Source organism: Arcicella aurantiaca (genome assembly GCF_003148625.1).
Classification (GTDB): Bacteria; Bacteroidota; Bacteroidia; order Cytophagales; family Spirosomataceae; genus Arcicella; species Arcicella aurantiaca.
On sequence record NZ_QGGO01000016.1, the window covers coordinates 74,754 to 95,457 of the forward strand.

The window sequence follows — 20,704 nt, forward strand, 5'->3', positions numbered from 1 at the left end:
TAAGTGCCAAAATAGAATTAAACACTTAAAGAGAATTAGCTCATGTATAAATCTGATTATTTATGGAGACTATCTTAAAAATTGACCTTTACTTGCACATTGCCGCAGGTACAGTTGCCTTGATAACTGGTATGATTGCCATTTTTGCCCAAAAAGGAGGATTGGTACATCGCAAGGCGGGGCAATGGTATTTTTTTGCCATGATAACCGTTTGTATTACGGCTCTGATACGTTTTAGACTGTCGCCAAGTATTATTTTTTTAACGATGATTGCCATTTTTAGTTTTTATCTCAACTTTTCGGGAAAGAGAATTTTAGCTTTCAAAAGTAAAACTGCAAAATATCAAAGGGTTGATTGGACGATGGCGTATCTCACCTTAATTTGTGGAATATTGATGGTGGTATCGAGTGGCTATTATTTCTTCTCAGCAAACAATGTGGTACTAAGTATTTTGTTTGCTATCTTCGGTTTATTCTGTATTTCTATTGCCAGAATGGATATTTTAAGGTTTAAAGGAAAAATAGAAGTCGAAAAAATGCACTGGTTTTTTCAACATATTGGTCGGATGATGGGTTCTTATGCAGCCACCGTAACGGCTTTTGTCATCACGAATAATCATGGTTTTTTCCCCGATTTAGTCGTTTGGATTGCCCCAGGTGTAATCATTGGTTTTTTATCAGATGTTTGGGCAAATCGTTACCGAAAAGACTATGGAATTCCGATTATTCCAGTGTTGCCAGTCAGAATTTTACATCGGTTTTTAGAGACATTCAAACAGTTGAATGGTAGCGTTTTAAGTTTCTTTAAATAAACATAATAGCCAGATTATCAAGTATATAATAAATGAATACTATGAAGAAAATAATCTTTATTCTACTCTTGTGCCAAATCAATTTATTTGCCCAAGACTACCATTTTTTCAAAGGTCAAGTTCTTGATTTAGCATCTCAAACACCCATTGAAGGGGCTCATATTCGTATCGGTACTATCGGAACGGCAACCAATGAAAAAGGCGATTTTTTATTAAAAATTCCTGTTAAATTATTGAATGCTCAGCTTACGGTTTCAAGTATTGGTTATAAAAATTATACTCAACAAATCCAGAAATCAGATACTACGTTTCAAAAAATTGCTTTAGAATCAAGTGCAGTCGCTCTCAACGAAGTAAAAGTTTATAGCAGTGCATTAGCCATCGTGAAAAGTGCCATTAAAGAAATTGATAATAATTATTTTTCATCGCCTACTTTATTGACAGGATTTTACAGAGAAGTTTCTCAAGACCCTAACACTTTAAATTACAAATACTTAGCAGAAGCAGTTTTAGAAGTTTTCAAACCTTCGTATCAGTCGTCGGCAGATGGGACAATCCATATTTTGCAATCTCGTAAAAAAGAATTTATGGTTTTAGATTCTATGCAAACGTTCTTCAATTCAGGTACATTTTTGCCTATAACTTTTGATATTGTTCAACAAAAAATATCGTTTATGAATCCCGATGATGTAGAAAAATTCAAGTTTGATGTACAAGACGTTACCACTTTAGATAATCAAGACGTTTACGTGATTTCGTTTAGTCCGAAGAATGAAGAAGATGCTGCTTTGCAAGGGAAATTGTACATCAACACGCAGGATAACGCCTTTGTGGGTATTGATTGTGCTTCTAATAATGCGGCTCTTCAAAAAAATAGTAAGGAGAAAAATAAATATTCTACCATTTTTAAAGGTAAAGAAACGAAGGTTCGTTACGAGAAAATTGAAGGGAAATATTATCTCCAAAGCGTGGCTCATACCATGACTTTGAATAGAATTGTGAAAGGAAAAGCAGAAGATTTCAGACTCGCTTTAGAATTTACAACGACCGATATTGCAACGCAAGAGGTAAAGAAACCGAAAAATCTTCCAAAAGCTCATCGCTCAGACGTTTTCTTGAAAGCAGTAGGAGCAATGGATGAAAACTTTTGGGGAAATTATACAACCGTCCTGCAAAATATCCCTCAGCAAGAACAAGCAAGTATATTGTCGAAACAAACTTTTCAGAAGTAAGTCAGATAAGTTTAAACTTTCTCTTTCGACAAGGTGTCCCCGAATAAAATCAAGTCTTTTAGAATCCTTCAAACCAAAATTTTATCAACGTAGTTCTGCTATCGGTTTCACTGGGAGATTTTAGTTCAAAGATTTCAAAACAGAAAGTTTAAACAGGTTCTTTGTTAAACTTCCCGAAAATCCCCTGCGGGAAGGAACTTTCGGGAAGAAAAGCCTACGTTTTATACTTTTTGAAAGCTCCTTACTCGCAATGGATTTTCGGGAAGTTTAAGAAGACATTGTCAAGAAAATGGTTGTTTAAAGAGAAAATGAAGCCTTTACCATTACTCTTCCCTTTCTTTTCAATATTACATTTACCCAGTTGAATTTCGTAATCAATCCTTTTAAAAGGACTGTAATACCACCCAGATTTGTTTGTTGAAAAGGTAAAATTATTTCTTCGTGGTTATCATTTACCCAAATACATTCATCAATGACTTTTAAGTTTCTTCCTTCGATATCTATTTGTTCTTTTGTAAGAGCAGAAATAGAATCAATTTTGACAGAATCATAATCACGGTAAGTCTCCACGATAGCCTTGCAATAGGAAATGGAGTTGTCATCTAAGTCATAATCAATTCGACAATCCGCACCCACTTTTACATGATTACCAATAGAAACTGCACCCAAAATTTTAACATTTGCAGCACACTCAAAAAAATCTCCAATTATTGGATGCCTTTGGTGACCCGCCCGATTATCCGCAATTCCATTTGCACCCAAAACTACTCCATTGAGTAAATAGGCATATTTTCCCACAATTGATGTTTCTCCAATAACAATACCTGTGCCGTGGTCAATGACAAGTCCAATCCCAAATTTTGCAGCAGGATGAATCTCTATGCCTGAAAATGATTTAGCGTTTTCACTAATCATACGGGCAACCGTGATATAGGAATAGTCTAAATTGAGTAATGTATGGGCTACCCGATACCAAAGAACCGCCTTGAAAGTCAGGTAACTATCCAAGACATAGCGATGATTTTTGGCGGCAGGGTCACGACTAACATAAGCATCCAAATCGGTTTCAATTAATTCGATGAGTGGTATCAAAAAGTGTTCTGATTTAAACGTTGAATCCTTTAAGAAGTGTTTATCGTAAACCTCAAAAATCATTTGAAGTATTTGTAAATGTATTTGGTTTAGTTTTTTCATGGGTTTAATTTTTAGATTATGAGACGAAGAGTTCTTTTCTAAAAATAGCATTAGGGAAACTAAAAGAAACTCGTTGCATATTAGTGCCAAGACTTTTTTTAGAAGTCATTACTTCTCCAACATCGCCAAGGCTTGGTAGATGCGTACCACCACAACAATAAGTGGTGTCTCCTGTTTGCCAATACATAGCCTCTGGTTCGGTAGGATGGGCAAAGGTTTTGGCTTCCCAATTTTCTTTTATAAGCTGATTGGTATATTCACGAGCTTCGATAATTTGTTCATCAGTAAATTTATCCTCCAGCATGAAATCTAAGCGAGCTTTTTCGGGAGAAATATGACAACCCCTGATTGAGCGATAAATATCTGGTTTTATTCTTTCTAAGCCCATCAAAACAACGTGGATTCCTGTGTGGCTTACACATAAACGATTTCTCCGTTCTATATCAATGAATATTTTTATGGACTGTCCAATTTTAAATTTGCCCAAATCTTCTTGTGAAACCTTATGATAAACAGGTGTTTCAATTTGGATAGATGGAAAATCTTTTATCAATAATAATCTACCATATCCTTTTTGAACATCGGTAAATACAGCTTGTGCATCGTCTGTGATGAGCATTCCAGCGTCAGAGATTTGTCCGCCTCCCTCAGCAAAAGCTACGGTAACGTCCGTCGCAATACCCTTTTCGGGGTGAATTTCAGTAACTATTGCTTCGCAAGCAGATAAATATGGTTGTTGTAAATGTAATCTATGTGTTTTTTTCATGGCTGTAAACGGTTAAATTAATTGTCTATAAGTAGGGGTAATTGTCAATCGGTTGAGGTTTATAATTTTCCTAAGACTTACCTAATTCTACTTTGGCACTTTAAAAAAAGATGGAAATTTGGGTATTTACCGTTCAACTTCCCGAAAGTTAAAAACTTTCGGGAAGTTCCTCCAAAAAGCCGTAGGTTTGACCCATCTTGTAGCCCCGAAATTCATTTCGGGGTGAAAATGACAAAACAAACCATTGAGTTCCGTAGGAACGGTTCATCTAAACAAACCTTTAAATATCCTGTTCTTTCGGAACTTTGATTGAATTTTCGTTATTTCCCCGAAATAAATTTCGGGGCTACAAAATCTGCCGAGCCTACGGCTCTTTTTAGGGCAAAGTTTTAGAGTGCCAAAGTAGAAATAATTAGTGTTAGTGAATTAGTGTTGTTATGTGATTGATTATCAATTGGTTGTAATTTTTCAATTTAGTTTAAATTTGCACGATTCTTAATAATGAACATTTTTGATAGAATTTCGGTACTCATTATAATTATCGGCATAATACACACCGCTATCAGCAGAAATGGTCAGAATGGTTTTTCCTGAGCCAACATTACTTGCCAATTTCTTCGCTGCCAAGATATTAGCTCCACTACTAATGCCTAAGAAAAGCCCTTCTGTTGTGTTGAGGTAGTCGCAAGTATCAATAGCTTCTGTGTAACTGATGTCTATCATATCATCTAAGATTTTCTCATTCAGCGTACTTGGTTTTAGACCAACTCCCCAGCCTTGTATGCGATGTTTAACTGCTGTTCCTTTTACAACATCTGTGTTGGTGGGTTGAACACCAATGATTTTAATGCTTGGATATTTTTCTTTGAGAGCTTTTCCCACACCGCTGATAGTGCCACCGCTACCAATGCCACAGACGAAATAATCTATTTTTTCTCCTCCTAATTGGTCAATAATTTCGGGACCTGTGTATAAATAATGTGCCTCAGGATTAGAAGAATTGTGTAATTGATTGGTAAAAAAATGAGTTTCTGGATTAGCTCTGGCTATTTCATTGGCTAAACGAAAATGAGCGTCATTGCCATTTTGTGAATTAGCCAAAATAACCTCAGCACCACGAGCTTCCAATAATTCTATTTTTGTTTTAGAGTAATTATCAGGCACAACAAATACACATTTATATTTATTCTTTGACATTAGCAATAAACCATTTGCCATACTGCCACCAGAACATTCTAATATTGTGCTACCCCAACTATATTGGCTGAGTAAACCTTTAGCTTCTGCCACTTCAATCATGTGTTTGGCTACTCTATCTTTAATAGAACCCGAAGGATTTCCACCTTCAAGTTTTACTAAAACTCGGGCATGACTTTGATAGGTTGATACTTGCACAATTGGTGTTTGTCCAATTGCACTTTCTACGTTTGAGTAAATCGTTTTCATAGTTTTAAAAGTGATATTAAGATTAGAGATAACAGTTTTAATAGACGAATTCCATAATTAACACATTGGAAATAGAACTTGCCTGATTCAACAAAACAGATTTATAATGAACAAGAAGCCACATAATTGCTGTATGAAGGATAATGCTCGTGGTCTTTACATCCACAATAGGGACAATCTGTTTTTTGGTCGATGTCATAAATATCAAAACTCCATGACAAGGCATTAAAACACAATATTTTACCAATCATCAATGTGCCAAATCCTGCTAAAATTTTAATGGCTTCGGTGGCACACATAATACCAACCATTCCCGGTAATACACCCAAAACGCCTGCTTCAGCACAAGAAGGAGCTAATTCTGGCGGTGGCGGTGTTGGATATACGCAACGGTAACAAGGTGCATTTTCTTGCTCTGAGGCAGGGTAAAAAGTAGTAACCTGTCCTTCAAATCTGAAAACTGAACCGTGTACATTAGGAATTTTTAGTTTTACACAGGCATCGTTTATTAAATATCGAGTCGTGAAATTATCTGTTCCATCCAAAACTACGTCATAGTCACTCAAAAGCGAATCTATATTGTCGGCATTTAATCTTTCCTTTATTGGAATAATTTTTATAGCAGGGTTGAGGGCTTCCAGACGTTCTTTAGCAGAATCCACTTTGTACGTTCCAACGCTATTTTCGGTATGAAGAATTTGTCGTTGAAGATTGGTTCTGTCCACAATATCATCATCAATAATACCGATTGTTCCTACGCCTGCGGCAGCCAAATACCAAGCCACAGGCGAACCAATACCACCTGCACCCACAATGAGGGCTTTGCTATTGAGTAGTTTTAATTGACCTTTTTCGCCAACTTCAGGGATTAATAAGTGTCGTTTGTATCGCTCCAAATCTTCGGGTTTCAAGGTTTTAGGAATTTCAAAAGGAAGACCTTGATTTTTCCAATCACCAAATCCACCTTTGACAGAATAAATATGCTGATACCCTAATTCTTGTAAAGCAAAGGCTGAAACCAACGAACGTCTGCCTGAAGCACACAATAAGTATATTTCGGTGTCGCTATTAGGTATTTCATTGACAATATTCATTTCAAGCATTCCTTTTGAAATCCTGATGGCATTGGTTGGGCTACCCGAATTTACTTCGTCTTTTTCTCGAATATCCAAGAGAATAGCCCCTTGCAATTGTTTTTGAAATGCCGTGTTAACATCAACTTCTTTAATAACCCCACGAAGGTTATCTAAATATTTGTTTAATTGTATCATGAGTTTAGAGGAGTTTACAAAACGTTGCGGTTCATAAATGGGCAATTATCCGCATACCTTTAGAAGGTATTGTTTTATGCTGTAACTGATTAAACAGTGCATTGAGTATAAATCATTTTTTGCTTGCGAGATTGTCTCATTCGTCGTTTGCTAATGACTGCTAAATAGCTAAACATTCCAATGCCAGCCAAAAGAATCACAACACAAATCAGAAATTGTAATATAGAGGGTTTTATCACCCACATAGCTCCTATAAATTGTATAATGAGGATACTGTATAAAATTTGAGCGATACTTTCCCGTCTCATTTTGCTAATGACGAAAGCACCCAAAGGGGCAAAAAATACCACCACAGGAATACAAGTTAGCCAAAGTTCAAAAGCAAGCGGTTGAAAATCATGGTTGACTTTTGTATGAATAAAAACGCCTAACAATGTTTCGATGGTCATAATAATAACCGACGACGGCGTTGCCACTTTCTCACTTACCTGATAATAAATAGTCATCAAACAGAATGTAAAAATATTGATTCCTGTTCCAAAAATGGAAGATATAATTCCTCCCACAAAACCAAATAAAATGAGTTTGAAAATATCAGATTTCATCAAGTTTTGAATTCCCTCAAATACTTCTCGATGGCTATTTTTATTTTGTAACCACAAGGCAATGCCAAAACTTAACCAAAGCGAAACAAAAAATAACTTTGCCTGCATAGGGGAAATTAACGGAGCAACATAATATGTACCTAACACCAAACCAAAAACACCGCCAATTGACACATACTTGACATAATTCCAATCTACTTTAATCTTCAAACCTAAGATTAATAAACTGGCAGAAGTCATGCCGATACTTTGAATTGCAAAAGCAAAATTTCGGGTTACATCGGGTGGAATTTTCAATAACAAAGTAAACACAGGATAAGCAATGGCGGCACTTCCTTCGGGGCTTGCTCCTGCGATAAACGAGCCAAATAACATGGTGAGGGCAGCAGGCCAACGAGTGGCAAAAATGCCAAAACTGTCGTGACTAATCATATACCAAAACCAAGTAGAAATGACAGAAATCAAGAAAACAATATAAAGCCACGGTTTGTGGGATTTGGCAGAGGTTGAGTTTTTCATAGTATTTAGAATTTTGAAATTAATCCAATCATGAGTTGATAATGAATCAGTTGAGTATAATCTATTGATGTTGGCGTGGTACTTTTGAGTGCTAATCCGTAAATCTCAAGGTTATCGGCTACATTATATTCAACCAATGCCGAAAGCTGATTAACCGAGTCATCAATTGAGTACAGATTTCGTACATTGATATTGAGTTTATCGAATAAATCATTTTGTCCAAACTGAGCAAACACATAGTTTTGACGGTTTAGAGGAATCCCCGAATTGATAGACCTTCCCAAATTCAAATCCGCCAATTGTCTGGTAATGTCAAAATTATAATTTTGAGCCGTATTGATTTGCGTAGAAAACCTATCAAATTGCTCTTGATTGTATCCTTTGTCATTATGGAAATATTCAAGTTGAATGGTGGGTCCCCAATTAAAAGTATAAGAAGCTCCAATTAAGCCAGAAACGAAGATTTTATCATTTTCTTTGCCATTAACCATTTCATAATTCAACAAACCTGTACTACTACCAATGGCTGGGTAAAAGCGATTGGGGCGATAATCAACCGAAAAATCTGTCCACATTACTACCGACTCACTCACGTTTTTTTGGGCGTAACCTCCGAGCCGAAATCTACCTACTTCGTCAGCCGAAAAAATAATTCCTTCATTGTTGGCATCTCCATAATGTTCCATAAAGAGTCCATAATTTCGTTCAAATTTCAAAAATGGTTCTTTGAAAACGGGCGTATTTGCCGCTCCCAAATTGGCAATCAAAGTATAATTCCATGAACTATTTGAAGAAAAACTTACCTCTAAAAAATCCATAGGGAATAACTCAATTTTGGGATTCAATCTGCTTGTATTGACAATAAAAGGATTGCTTGGATTCACAAAAATAGATGTTCCAATTTGTTTGTAATACCTTCCGCCTTGAACAAAAAATTGATGATTGATTTGCCAACGAGATTTTAATTCTTGGAAGAAAAATTCTGTTGAGTGTCCTTCATAATTCCAGAAATTTTGTCCTCTGGGATAAGGATTTTGTGGAAAATCTACATGAATACGTGGTTTTGCCCAGCAATCTAATCTTTTTAATTTTAGTCTGAAATCTGGTCTGAAATAAATTCCGCCATCATAATCATTCAATTTGGCAATTCTATTCTCTGGATTAATAGAACCAATTTTGTTGGCAAAACCCGTTGCACGTCCAAATCCCATACTTTGAAGCGACCAAAAGAAAGTCTTTTTTTTCAAAGAATCCGTTTTCTCGAAACAATACGCATTATGACCGTAAAGTATTAGCAATATAATAAATATCTTTTTCATTGGTTTTAGAGGTTGAGTTTAATGATTTTCAATCTAACAATCGGTCTTTTTGAAATTTAGCACTACTAAAAACAGGAAACGAAACACTCGAAATACTCAAAATGGTTTTATCATCTTTGTTAATCATATCAGAGATTGAAATTTTTGAGAGGTAATCATATTTCTGAGATTTATATTCAATTTTATTATGATACTCAAAAGTTGCCGTTTTGATGAGTTTATCTGACTTTCCATAAAATTCAGCTTTTAAACCAAAGTTCTCTTTCTTGCTTATCCAATATTTCACTTTGGGATAAGTGATTAAATTGTCTTTGGCTTTGAGTTCCAAAACCCAGCAATTGGCGTTGTTGAATGTCCCATTTTCTACGGACTCAATGGTATAGTCTTTCGAATAATTGGCAGCCGCAACATCTGCATTGGCGGCACTTCCCGAAAGTCTTTGTCGGCTCGAAATAGGGACGGGGTTGGTCAATCCTTGCTTGATAAACCACATATTGTTATCTCTAATCAACAACTTTTGTCCTTCAAATTTTTTGGGTTCTAAGAATGAAATCAACGAATAAAAATGACTGTCATTCGCAGAACCTTCAACCGATAATACAAGGTTGTTTTTCAATTGCCCTTGTTCAATATTTTGAACTTTTACGTTCCATTCAATTCCTTCGCTACCACCACGATAGAAATCTGATTTTTTCAGTGCCTTAACAACTTCTTGGTCTTGAGAGAAAAGAACGTTTGCAGATAAAACATTGATAATGAGTAGTATTGAAAATTTTTTCATTGATTGATTTAGTACACTGTTTAATAAGTTATTTACCCGCAATGGATATTGTTTCGAGAAGTTCTTTCGGATAATTAAGCTTCCCCCAAAAACTTATTAAACACTATATTTAGTACACTGTTTAATAAGTTATCTGGATAATTTTTATTGCAAAATCTTGTAGAACTTCCCGAAAGTAGAAAGAACTTTCGGGAAGTAGTCGAGAGGTTCACTTCCCGAAAGTTATTTCTACTTTCGGGAAGTTGAAATAACTTATTAAACACTATATTTAGTTTTAAAAATTAAGTTTACGATGATTTTGTAGGACAGGTTTTCAACCTGTCAATTTTAGTTTTTTTTACAGGTTGAAAACCTGTGTTACATGAGTTGAAAACCTGTGTTACTAATAAATCCACAAGCCTAATACCGCAGCGATAAGCCCAAAAGTAAAAGTTGCCATAGCCCTTTTCATATAGTTTTCATATAATTGATGAGCTTCTTTATGAGTAGCTAATTGGAGTTTTGGCCAAGTAAAGAATGTTCCGTACATGGTAAAGCCTGTCATAAAAGTGAGTGCCAAAACCTTTCCGACAAGCATCAATATTTCTCTGGGAGTTTGGGGCGGATGGAGTATAACTAAACCAATGCCCGAAGACCAAATAAGAAATATACCTGTGTAAACACTATAAAATACACGGCTTCCTTGCCCAACGATAAACCTAAACGGAAACTCATCTTCTTTGACTGTTTTTTTGGCAGCAGGCCAATCAATGAATGTTCCCATAAAGACTGCCCCAACCCAGACGATGGTAGCAATGAGATGAACATTTAAGAGAAATATCTTTAACATAACTGATTTAGGGTCACTTTTACAAACCCGTTTTTTGATGACATCCGTAACAAGTATATGGTTTTTTGAAAGCCTTTGAATTGATAAATGCCCCTAAATCAATCGTTGGTTTTGCCGTTTTTCTATTAAGAGAGTGCTTCACTAAGGCGGCTTTCAAATCTTGTACCTTTCGTACTCTTTCAAAAAAAGTTTCTTTGTAATCCCAAGCTTCCAAGATTTTTCTTTTGTCAGTAAGAATATAATTGGACGCTCTATCTAATGATGTTATGTAATTATTTATTTCTGAAATATCATCATCAGAAAGGGTGCTTTTTTGTTGAATTAACCAATCTACTTTTTTGAGATTTATATCAAATCTGTATAATGGCCCTAATATTTCGGGAAGTCTTCCTCCTAAATCTCGCAAAGCTCCGGGTACAAGCCTTGTATTGATATTAAACAAGGGAATATCCATGTTTGGGTTCTTGAATGTATTGAGACTGTCTTTATAATTGGTGATAGTTGCCATCGTCATCAAGATATTCCAAACGCCCAAATCTTCATAATCTAAAAGATAGCGACTGGTGTAATTCATCAGAGAGTCGTGGGCAATGGGATTATTAAAATTATTTTTATTTTTCACCCTTTCTTGAACTTGTCTCACTGCCAAATAAAAACCATAAGCCTTATCGTTGAAACCTATGAGATAAGTAGATTTGTGTGAAACATATTTGGCTCTCTCCATCATGGCTTCCAATTCTTTCTGCTCGTAATCAAAAGCCGTTGCGGGTAATTTAGAATATAAACCCACCTGACGAGTCCCATTGATTTCATTGAAAGTCAAATCCTTTTCTGAGTACGTTCCCCCAACAGCCAAAAGGTAAAATGAATAATACATTCCTGCCAGTTGAAAGTTCTCCAAATCATTGGTACTCTTGAATTTTCCTTCTGAATGTTCTTGCTCTAATTTGTGATAAGTTCTCTCAAAATTTTCTATAAATTGAGGTGTTGAATTCCTGATTTCTTTTGAATCAAAATTCAAATTGTCAAAGTAAACAGCCCTAATATCTCTTAGAAAAGACTGAACTTCCTCTTCTTCTTTTATGGGGATATTGGGTTCTTTACAGGAATTGTTGACGAACAATGACAATCCAGCGAAAACCCATAATTTTAGTTTTTTCATCGTCTTAAATAGTTTAGAGAAAATTAAATTTACATCACCCGCCTGCTCTTGATAATAGCAATGCTATGGTATCTCCGTTGTTAATTTTGGTATGGATACCTTCTAAAGATTCGATATTTTTACTTCCCAAAAAGAGATTAATATAAGGTCTTACCCGACCGTCTGACTCAAAGATACGTTCTTTGATGTCTCCATAAATTCCATCAAGTGTATTGATGAAATCATCGATTTTCGTTCCTTCAAATTCGAGATTGTCGATATAACTGATATACTGCCCAAACTGATTGGGGAATTTTATTTTTACATGAGTCTTTTCCATCGTTTTAATTTTTATTTACAATTTATATAGGACTGTCATCCCGACGAAGGAGGGAACTGGTATTTCAGCCCTTCAATTATATTTTTGAGAGAATCTAACAGTTCCCTCCTTCGTCGGGATGACAAATCCACATAAATTGTAGTTGGACATTTTTAATTTGATTGAATTAATGAATCTACAATTTGTTGATTAGCAATTTTTCTTGATACTAAAAATGAGGAGACAATCGCCACTATTGAAAATAAAGCGAATACAAACATCAATTTCGGCACTTTGAGCATCAACACCAATGGCACGGCAACCGACGCTACGGGAGGAATGAAAGATATGCCAATGACTTGTAAAATCCCTGCTATTGCCAATAGAATAGGTATTGCCAACAAACAACCCATGATACCCATGATTAATCCCTCTACACAAAACAATTTGATGACTTGGCTTTTGAGCATTCCGATTGCCCGCATCGTTCCAATTTCTTTTGTTCTTTCAGATACTACCATTTGCATCGTATTTAGCACTGTCAACAGCACAATAACCGAAATAATGATGGTCAATACTCTGAAAATAATGCCAAATAAAGTAGTAACTTTTTTGTAAGATGGAGATAATTCTTCCCAAGTTTTTGCTTCAACTTGCAAACCAGCACTTGTTAATTGTTCCAATAATTGAGTTTTGACAACATCAATATTTTCAGGATTTTTCAAGGTTACAATCACTCTTTCTGCTCCATCAGTATCGTATAAATTTTGGGCTAATGAAAAATCTGAGAGGATGAATTTATCATTGGTTGCAGGGTTGCCAGTATTATAATTTCCTGCAATTTTCACATCAACGGCATTGGCAACACCGTCTTTTGTAGAAGTTAATAGAGTGAGACTCTGCCCTTTTTTAATTTTCAACATCGTCGCTAATTCCGAACCTACAATTACGGCTGAATTATCCTGTTTTTTTGCTTCAAAAGTTACCATTCCAGCAATTTCAGTTCTGCCGTCCACATTCGTTTTTATTAGCTTTTGGTCATCATCAGGCACAATCGCCTCAGTTACGAAGATGGTCGATGCTTTACCATTGCTGGTTACGCCAAACATTCTGAGTCGGGGTGTTGCTAATTCAATTTCTGCATTTTTACGAGTTACCGAAAGGATTTTGGCTAATTCCTGAGCATTCCAAAGGTATTTTTCGGGTTCTAATTTTCCATTTTCATGAAACCCCTTTTTGGCAAAAGTCAAGTGTCCAAAACGTTCGGCGACAATTGCCTGTCCTTTCAGCCTTGAAAAGATATTATTTAAAAATCCTCCTAAAACTCCCAAAGCCACAAAACCCAAACAAACGGTCATGATGGTTACAATGGAACGTCTGCGATGCCGCAGAATATTTCTGTATGCAAATTGTAAGTAATTCATGGTCTTAATATTGATTGATTAAAAGTCCGTCTTCTATCTGCACAACGTGCTGAACACTATTGATGATTCGGTTGTCGTGAGTCGAGAATATAAAAGTTGTATGCTTGGTATAATTTAATTCTTTCATCAAATCCAGAATTTCCATACCTGTTTTAGAATCTAATGCCGCCGTAGGTTCATCTGCAATTACAACCGATGGATTAGTCACCAAAGCTCTGGCAATAGCCACCCGCTGTTTTTGTCCGCCACTCAAATTGGCAGGACGATGATGCAAATGAGTGCCTAAACCCACTTCTTTGAGTATTTTTTCCGCTCTGCTCAAACATACATGGTTAGGAATACCCTGTACTTGGAGGGCAAAAGCAACATTTTCGAGGGCATCTAATACAGGAATGAGATTATAATTCTGGAAAACAATCCCGATTTCCTTATTTCGATACATCGTTTTTTGATTATCCGACAGCGTTGAAATGTCAATATCATTGTAAGTGATTTGTCCATTTGTGGGCGTGTCAATCAAAGCCAAAAGATTAAGTAAGGTACTTTTACCACTTCCAGAAGGTCCAGCGATAGCCATAAAATCACCCGAATTGATGGTTAAATCTATTCCTTTTAAAGCCTGAACTTTCTGATTGCCAAGCTGATATGTTTTACTAACTCCCTCAAAATCTATGAGTTTTGTTGTAGAAATTACTTCCTGTGTCATTGTTTGTTTTTTTAAATCATGAAAGTATTAAGTATTGAGTCCTAAGTATTAAGTCCTGAGTATTGAGAAATCCAAGCCAAATGTTATTTCCAATTATTAACACCTTATCTTCTGATATTAAACAGTATATTTAATACAGTGTTTAATAAGTTTTTGAAGAGTTTAATTCTCAGAAAGAACTTCCCGAAAGTAGAAAAAACTTTCGGGAAGTGAATCTCTCGACTACTTCCCGAAAGTTCTTTCTACTTTCGGGAAGTTCTACAAGATTTTGGAATAAAAATTCCCCAGATAACTTGAGACTTATTATACAACTCAAGCCCCAGCCAAAAGCCCTTCAATATCCATCATCGACTCTGGAAAATGAGTTGAAATCATCATTCCATTGATTTCTCGCATCGCTGCCGTAGCTTGATGCCCCTTACACACTAAGGTAAGGTTTCCATCTTGTTCAAGGTAATATTCAAAACGCATCAATATTCTACTGACACTTTGGGCTTCCATGTACATTTTCATTACTACTTTATTGAAAGCAAATAATTGACCGATATATTGGATACTTAAATCAAGGGTAATAAGATGCAAGCCGTTTTTGATTTCCTCGATAATATCAGGGCAGTATTCATACAAAAACATTTCACGACATTTGCCTTGCCAAACGGCATAATTGGCAAAATATATATTTCCGACCACATTGGTTTCTTCAAAGCTGGTTACAAATCTATACTCGTAATAAGCTCCTTCATTTGTATTAATTATAGGCATTTTCTTTCGTGTTTATAAGTGTTGTGATTTTAGCAGTCTTCGGTAATAATTCTATGGCTAAAGTAACAACCTCTTTAATTTGGCTTATTTTAAGGTTCTGACTAAACAATTTACCTTGTTTCAAAATGTCAGCTTCTGAAGTGCCAATTGGGTGTTTTTTAAGGGTTACATAAAAACCATCTACGGCAATAGATACTTTATCGAAGTCTTTATAATTAATTGGAAGCAAATGGTTTATGAAATTTTTGGGTATATGAATATTTCTACTGCTTGCAAACTGTATCATCAGATATTCGATATAGTTTGCTAATAAAATTAAGTTCCATTCACCCGAAAAGCCACTTCCTGCAACACTGGTCAAGTCTAAGTTTTCCCAATATTGTTTTATTTCACCTTTGGCATTGACAACATAACTATTAATCCGAGTAACGTTTCCGATATGATGAACCTCCTGCGTACTGATGAAAAAAGGTCCTTCAATGGGATTAGGATTAAAAACAATTTTACCGACCGCCGTAGGCAACAAACTTTGGTGAGGTCTGCAAGCCTGATGACAATGAATGGCGGCATCATTTAGACCAGCGTCACCCAAAATTTGATTTTGCGGTAAATACGCATTAAACCACAAATCTGTTAGGTTTTCAGTAGCACTTGCCATTGATTTTAAAGCACTTAGCTCTGAGAAAGCATTGATTCGACGAAATGGCCCATGATGAAATAATAAGTCGTCATAAAATTTTGTCTCCGTATCAAGAGGTAATTTATTGGCATAAGGTAAGGGCAAACTTTTAAATAATGCCACATTATCATTTTTACCCAATTTGATATAAGCCTCAAAACAATTCACCTGAAAATCAGAATCTTCGCTTTGTACAACCGCATGAAAAGTGTATCGGGAAACTCTCGTAACGATAAATCGAATGGTATTTGCTTCAGATTGAGGAATAAATATGGACTTATTAATCTTTAAATCCTCAAATGTCCAAATAGGCATTTCTGTTTCCAAAGCACTACAAACTTGAGCCATTCCCTCCAAAATCATCACCGTAGGAAAAACATATTGTCCTTGAAAAACATGGTTTTGCAAATAAATATCTTCTTTCAAATTGACACTAACCTCTGATACAATTTCCACTTTGGGAATATGATGTTTGATATTTGCCACAAAACGCCCCAATGGTAACCGTTCCTTTACGTAGTTCAAGGTTAGCATATTTCCAAAACGTCCAGAAATGATAAGTCGCCCGCCAGCATAGTTTTTATCGGCAATAACGGCCTTCAAAATTTCAACGCCATGAGCCACAGGAATAGCAAAAACCCCTTTTTCTTTTAGCGTATTGATGGTATTTAGAGAAACGCCCATGCCTGTTTCGTCCCAAACAGACCATTCTAAAGTCATACATCGACAATGTGGATTTTCTTTTCCTACGCTTTCAATTAAAAGAGCCAATTGGTCATTTGCCCAAGCATAATCTGCGTTTCCGTGCATTCCACTTTGGGCGATAATTGACCCATAACCAATGAGTAATTTTAGCGAATGAACATTTAGAGCCGCCAATACATTTTTGAGTCCTTCCACTTTTACCAAAAGCGTTCTGTCAAAATCTTGCGGTTCTAACAAATGTAAGGCTTTGGGATAATTGACCCCTGCACCATGAATGAAAGCTGTGATATTGCCAAATTCACGGATAGATTCTGATATACCTTCCGAAACACTTTTTTGCGAACATACATCAACCGAAAGATATTTATAGTTGATATTATTTTCATCAAGTTTTTTCAAATTTGACCGTAATTCATCGTCACTCTCTGGCAACGAACGCCCCATGATAATCAGTTTTGCCCCTGTACATTTGGCTACGCTAAAGACCGACTCAAAAGTGATTCCTTTACCGCCACCTGTTGCTAAAATAACATCTTCCGTCGATAAGGTATTGTTGATATTCGCCTTTTCTGGATAGAAAAAAGCCAATTCAGATTCTGCCCTAACGCCATCTGTCCCAAATGATACTTCTTTGTATTTGGTAGCATTTCTGATTTCACCAACGATTTTTTCAAAAGCATTATCCTTACTTTGTATTTCAATACTCAACGTTGAATATCTTGGATTTTCTAATTGAAAGGTTTTTAAGATAGGTTTTAAATCTCCCGTAATTACCTCATCAATTATCCCGATTAATACCACTTTTTTAGCCTCCTTTATTTCGGGTTTTCGCAAAAAATCGACAAACTTAAATAGTTCTTTGCGTGCTAACGCAGATGAATATACGAATACCAAGGCGTCCCCAATATTAGCAGAAACATCTGTGAGGATTGGGGCTATTAATTTTACTTGGTCGTCATTGCCCGCTACAAAAACATTGCCCCCGTATTGTTCAATATTGAGTAAACTTGCTTTTTTAGGATTCAGTTTTCTTTGAAAAATATGCGACCAATTATGGATTTTTTCAAAAGAAATAATATCCTTTGAGCTACCCAGCATATTACTACTTTCACCTTTAAAAATGACCGTACTCAATTCTTCAATGTTAGCATCAGAATTTGCCAATATAGACGCTTCCGAAAATACAATTTGGCTTTTATTGAATGCTTTGATAACAATAGATAAAATTTCAGTAATTGCCAGTGAATTGATATGGAGTTGAGACATCAGTCTATCCTCACTATTAATCATTTCAAAGGGTATTTCAACTTTTTTACTGATGATTGCTTTTAGATAATTGGTAATTCCAATGACGGAGGCTTCAAGATTCATCTCTCCAGAAAGATTATCTTTTGCTTCATTTTGAGTAGCTGAAAGGTTGATTTCCTGCGTTTCTTCAGAAAATGAACTTTCAAACTCATTTTGTTCACATGGGTTTACAAAGGCATCTAAACGCCAATTTTCAATATCAAATTCTTTATAAAATCTATTGGTTGACAATTCATCAAAATATACAGGGTTGCCAGAAATATAGGTCAACGAAAGCGTATTGAGCAATCCACGAATAGAATTATTACCAAAATCAAGCGAAACAACCTCAAAATCTTGATAATCTTGCAAAGACCGAGAAAGGGCATTGCCAGGCCCTACTTCAATTAAAATGGGGCTTTCGTGCTTGATTTTATCAATTGCCTGACTAAAATATACAGGCGATTCAATTTGCTCAAACAACATTTGTTGAATATCCGTTTCTGGACAAATACTTTCTGCTGTTACGGTTGAAATGACTTTTCTGATAGGAGTATTAAATTCAATTCCTTCCAAATCTGTCTTAAATTGTATAGCGGCTTGTTTCATCATGGGTGTATGAAAAGCATGAGATACTTTCAATTTAACATGATGAATACCTTTACTTAGAGCTTGATTTTGAACTTTTTGTATCTCATCAATATGTCCGCCAACCACAAAATTTCCTGTACCATTATAACCCGTAATAAATACCTTATAATGACTTATCATTTCCTTTATGGTCTTCTCATCGCATTTGATTGCCAGCATGGCTCCGTCCTTTTCCCCTAATTGAGACATGGCTTTTCCACGAGCAATGGCAAGGTTTTTGGCATCGTCGTTTTCAATGATACCTGCCCATGCCAAAGCTGAAATTTCTCCAAGACTATGTCCGATACCGAAGTTTGCTTCAATCCCAAATTTTTCTAACACCTCTATTGATGTTAAGGAATTTTGTAAAATGGCAGGTTGTGCCACTGAGGTATCTGCAACCCCACAAATGGGGGCTTTCAATGCTGTTTTTGATGGGTTTACCCATGATGAAAATGCTCCAAAATCGGGATAAATGGGAGCTCCTTGCCCTGGAAATAGAAATCCAATTGGTTGAGATTTACCATTACAATCAAAGAAAATACCTTTGTGGGTATCAATAAATCTGGTTTTATTTTGGATAATTTCGTTTTCTAAAACGCCTAAATTTTCAGCTAATTCATTGGGCGTTTTTGCTACTACCGAACCTCTCCAAATACCTTTATCCTCAAAAGATGCCGTGATGGTAGCTGATAAATCTACCAATTCAGCACGAGAAATATCTCTTGACAACGATTTGAGACGAGCGATTATCTCTAAAAATCCTTGTTGGGAATTTGCTGAAAATGGAAAAACTTCGCTATCTCTTTGAGAATCTGATAGTTTGATTATTTTGCCTGATAGTTTTTTGAGTTTTTTGTTATTCGGAGCTTCTTCCATCGTTAAATGTACGTTGATGCCCCCAAATCCCATTGACGAAACTGAGGCTCTCATCGGGATATTTTTCTCCCACAAAATCGGTTTGGTTGCCAATCGCAAAAGACTTTCATTTTCCGTCAGAAGAGCATGAGGCGTATTTCTTCGAGATGCAGGAATAACGCCATTTTTGATAGCCAAAGATGCTTTAATAACACCTGCAACGCCAGCCGCAGCTTTGGTGTGTCCAATCAAATGCTTGACAGAACCCAAAATGGCAGGTATATCGTTTTTCCCTGCCTCTTTCAAAGCATTGACAATGGCTGAAATTTCCACTTGGTCACCTGTGGGCGTACCTGTGCCATGTCCCTCAAACATAGCCACTTGACTAATTTTATACCCTGCTTTTTCGTAGGCACGGTCAAACGCCAATTGTTGCGTTTCAGATTTTGGTCTGGTAATACCACCGCTACCGTCAGACGAAATGCCACAACCTTTGATGACTGCATAAATATTGAGATTGCGAGCCATAGCTTCTGATTCTTTCATCAAAACGACAATTCCACAACCTTCACCGGGCCAAAAACCTTCAGATTTGGTGCTATATACCTCCATTTCGTTCATTGCTAATGCACCGTTGCGGGCAAAACCAATGATTTCGAAAGGGTCGATACTCAAATCTACACCACCTACCAAAACCACATCAAGAGAATTATTTAAGATAGAATTACAACCATTTTCAAAGGCTAATAATGACGACGCACAAGCACCATCAATGGTGAATCCGCCTCCATGAAAATCAAAATAATTACATATTCTTCCGCTAATGGTATTGCTCAATCCTCCTGCCAAACTATCGGCATCAGGTTCTGGAAAAGGCTCTTTATAGGTTTTTTCGGCATTGCTAAGAATGATATTGATGTCCTCTTGCGTGTGGTTTAAGTTTTTAAGTGTTTTTTCAAGCACTTTACGCACATAAGGCCAACGCAATCTCATAATTCCTGAACGGCTAAATTCACCCGTCAGAGAATTTCCCAATACAACTCCAACACGATTTTTATCCAAACCTTCTCCGTTTTCAAACCCCGCATCTTTCAATGCTCCTGCGGCTACGTCCAAGGCTAACCAATGGGTAAAATCAGTACGTTCAAAAGTGCTTTTAGAAACTTTGTATTTTATTCTGTCAAAACTATAACCTGTTATTACCGAAGCAGTTTGAGAATATGTTTTATCTACTTTCGATTTATCTTTAGAATAGTAGTCGTTCATGTTCAAACGTTTGTCAGGAATATGTCTAAATTGTTGACGTAAAGACAAAATATTATCCCAATATTGCTCAATACTATTTGCACCCGGATACCTACAATCCATTCCTACTATCGCTATTCCTTCATTAGTTTTCATATTTTCATAGTTTTAAAT

At 36.1% G+C, this 20,704-nt stretch carries 16 protein-coding genes; 2 read left to right on the forward strand and 14 right to left on the reverse strand.

Annotated elements, in window-relative coordinates:
* The first annotated feature begins 62 nt into the window (after positions 1-62).
* Positions 63-812 (forward strand): DUF2306 domain-containing protein, encoded by a 750-nt coding sequence (locus tag LV89_RS15230; protein ID WP_109743775.1) that lies wholly within the window; start codon positions 63-65, stop codon positions 810-812.
* Positions 813-853: 41 nt separating this feature from the next.
* On the forward strand, positions 854-2,044 hold the full coding sequence (locus LV89_RS15235) for a carboxypeptidase-like regulatory domain-containing protein (protein ID WP_158279598.1): 1,191 nt from the start codon (positions 854-856) through the stop codon (positions 2,042-2,044).
* Between the two features lie 297 nt (positions 2,045-2,341).
* On the opposite strand, the gene LV89_RS15240 is transcribed toward LV89_RS15235, so the two are convergent.
* From LV89_RS15240 to LV89_RS15305, 14 genes are all read right to left on the reverse strand, one after another.
* The gene (locus LV89_RS15240; protein WP_109743777.1) at positions 2,342-3,238 is read right to left on the reverse strand and encodes a serine O-acetyltransferase; all 897 of its coding nucleotides are present in this window, start codon (positions 3,236-3,238) and stop codon (positions 2,342-2,344) included.
* A 16-nt stretch (positions 3,239-3,254) separates the two neighbouring features.
* Positions 3,255-4,004 (reverse strand): alanyl-tRNA editing protein, encoded by a 750-nt coding sequence (locus LV89_RS15245; RefSeq protein ID WP_109743778.1) that lies wholly within the window; start codon positions 4,002-4,004, stop codon positions 3,255-3,257.
* A 495-nt stretch (positions 4,005-4,499) separates the two neighbouring features.
* On the reverse strand, positions 4,500-5,450 hold the full coding sequence (locus tag LV89_RS15250; protein ID WP_109743779.1) for a PLP-dependent cysteine synthase family protein: 951 nt from the start codon (positions 5,448-5,450) through the stop codon (positions 4,500-4,502).
* 101 nt (positions 5,451-5,551) lie between these two features.
* On the reverse strand, positions 5,552-6,721 hold the full coding sequence (gene moeB, locus LV89_RS15255) for a molybdopterin-synthase adenylyltransferase MoeB (RefSeq protein WP_109743780.1): 1,170 nt from the start codon (positions 6,719-6,721) through the stop codon (positions 5,552-5,554).
* Positions 6,722-6,810: 89 nt separating this feature from the next.
* A complete protein-coding gene (locus LV89_RS15260; protein ID WP_109743781.1) occupies positions 6,811-7,845 on the reverse strand; it encodes a sulfite exporter TauE/SafE family protein in 1,035 nt (344 codons plus the stop codon).
* 5 nt (positions 7,846-7,850) lie between these two features.
* Positions 7,851-9,164 carry a hypothetical protein gene (locus LV89_RS15265; protein WP_146199170.1) on the reverse strand — a complete coding sequence of 438 codons (1,314 nt, stop codon included), beginning with the start codon at positions 9,162-9,164 and terminating at the stop codon, positions 7,851-7,853.
* Positions 9,165-9,192: 28 nt separating this feature from the next.
* Positions 9,193-9,945: an outer membrane lipoprotein-sorting protein gene (locus LV89_RS15270; RefSeq protein ID WP_109743783.1), complete on the reverse strand. Its 753-nt coding sequence runs from the start codon at positions 9,943-9,945 to the stop codon at positions 9,193-9,195.
* 382 nt (positions 9,946-10,327) lie between these two features.
* On the reverse strand, positions 10,328-10,774 hold the full coding sequence (locus tag LV89_RS15275) for a hypothetical protein (protein WP_109743784.1): 447 nt from the start codon (positions 10,772-10,774) through the stop codon (positions 10,328-10,330).
* Positions 10,775-10,793: 19 nt separating this feature from the next.
* Complete coding sequence (locus LV89_RS15280) at positions 10,794-11,936, reverse strand: hypothetical protein (RefSeq protein ID WP_109743785.1); 1,143 nt, start codon at positions 11,934-11,936, stop codon at positions 10,794-10,796.
* A gap of 34 nt (positions 11,937-11,970) precedes the next feature.
* The gene (locus tag LV89_RS15285; protein ID WP_109743786.1) at positions 11,971-12,255 is read right to left on the reverse strand and encodes a ubiquitin family protein; all 285 of its coding nucleotides are present in this window, start codon (positions 12,253-12,255) and stop codon (positions 11,971-11,973) included.
* Between the two features lie 152 nt (positions 12,256-12,407).
* Positions 12,408-13,658: an ABC transporter permease gene (locus LV89_RS15290; protein WP_109743787.1), complete on the reverse strand. Its 1,251-nt coding sequence runs from the start codon at positions 13,656-13,658 to the stop codon at positions 12,408-12,410.
* 4 nt (positions 13,659-13,662) lie between these two features.
* The gene (locus LV89_RS15295) at positions 13,663-14,364 is read right to left on the reverse strand and encodes an ABC transporter ATP-binding protein (protein ID WP_109743788.1); all 702 of its coding nucleotides are present in this window, start codon (positions 14,362-14,364) and stop codon (positions 13,663-13,665) included.
* A 312-nt stretch (positions 14,365-14,676) separates the two neighbouring features.
* Entirely contained in the window at positions 14,677-15,126 is a 450-nt protein-coding gene (locus LV89_RS15300) for an acyl-CoA thioesterase (RefSeq protein WP_109743789.1), read from the reverse strand.
* Complete coding sequence (locus LV89_RS15305) at positions 15,113-20,686, reverse strand: type I polyketide synthase (protein WP_109743790.1); 5,574 nt, start codon at positions 20,684-20,686, stop codon at positions 15,113-15,115. The genes LV89_RS15300 and LV89_RS15305 overlap by 14 nt, the downstream gene beginning before the upstream one ends.
* Positions 20,687-20,704 lie beyond the last annotated feature (18 nt).

Excerpts from the sequence above, each read along its gene's own strand:
- LV89_RS15300 (WP_109743789.1), bottom strand. The coding sequence starts at position 15,126 with ATGCCTATAATTAATACAAATGAAGGAGCTTATTACGAGTATAGATTT.
- LV89_RS15250 (WP_109743779.1), bottom strand. The coding sequence starts at position 5,450 with ATGAAAACGATTTACTCAAACGTAGAAAGTGCAATTGGACAAACACCA.
- LV89_RS15265 (WP_146199170.1), bottom strand. The coding sequence starts at position 9,164 with ATGAAAAAGATATTTATTATATTGCTAATACTTTACGGTCATAATGCG.
- LV89_RS15235 (WP_158279598.1), top strand. The coding sequence starts at position 854 with ATGAAGAAAATAATCTTTATTCTACTCTTGTGCCAAATCAATTTATTT.
- LV89_RS15280 (WP_109743785.1), bottom strand. The coding sequence starts at position 11,936 with ATGAAAAAACTAAAATTATGGGTTTTCGCTGGATTGTCATTGTTCGTC.
- LV89_RS15245 (WP_109743778.1), bottom strand. The coding sequence starts at position 4,004 with ATGAAAAAAACACATAGATTACATTTACAACAACCATATTTATCTGCT.
- LV89_RS15240 (WP_109743777.1), bottom strand. The coding sequence starts at position 3,238 with ATGAAAAAACTAAACCAAATACATTTACAAATACTTCAAATGATTTTT.
- LV89_RS15290 (WP_109743787.1), bottom strand. The coding sequence starts at position 13,658 with ATGAATTACTTACAATTTGCATACAGAAATATTCTGCGGCATCGCAGA.
- LV89_RS15275 (WP_109743784.1), bottom strand. The coding sequence starts at position 10,774 with ATGTTAAAGATATTTCTCTTAAATGTTCATCTCATTGCTACCATCGTC.
- moeB (WP_109743780.1), bottom strand. The coding sequence starts at position 6,721 with ATGATACAATTAAACAAATATTTAGATAACCTTCGTGGGGTTATTAAA.
- LV89_RS15295 (WP_109743788.1), bottom strand. The coding sequence starts at position 14,364 with ATGACACAGGAAGTAATTTCTACAACAAAACTCATAGATTTTGAGGGA.
- LV89_RS15305 (WP_109743790.1), bottom strand. The coding sequence starts at position 20,686 with ATGAAAACTAATGAAGGAATAGCGATAGTAGGAATGGATTGTAGGTAT.
- LV89_RS15260 (WP_109743781.1), bottom strand. The coding sequence starts at position 7,845 with ATGAAAAACTCAACCTCTGCCAAATCCCACAAACCGTGGCTTTATATT.
- LV89_RS15230 (WP_109743775.1), top strand. The coding sequence starts at position 63 with ATGGAGACTATCTTAAAAATTGACCTTTACTTGCACATTGCCGCAGGT.
- LV89_RS15285 (WP_109743786.1), bottom strand. The coding sequence starts at position 12,255 with ATGGAAAAGACTCATGTAAAAATAAAATTCCCCAATCAGTTTGGGCAG.
- LV89_RS15270 (WP_109743783.1), bottom strand. The coding sequence starts at position 9,945 with ATGAAAAAATTTTCAATACTACTCATTATCAATGTTTTATCTGCAAAC.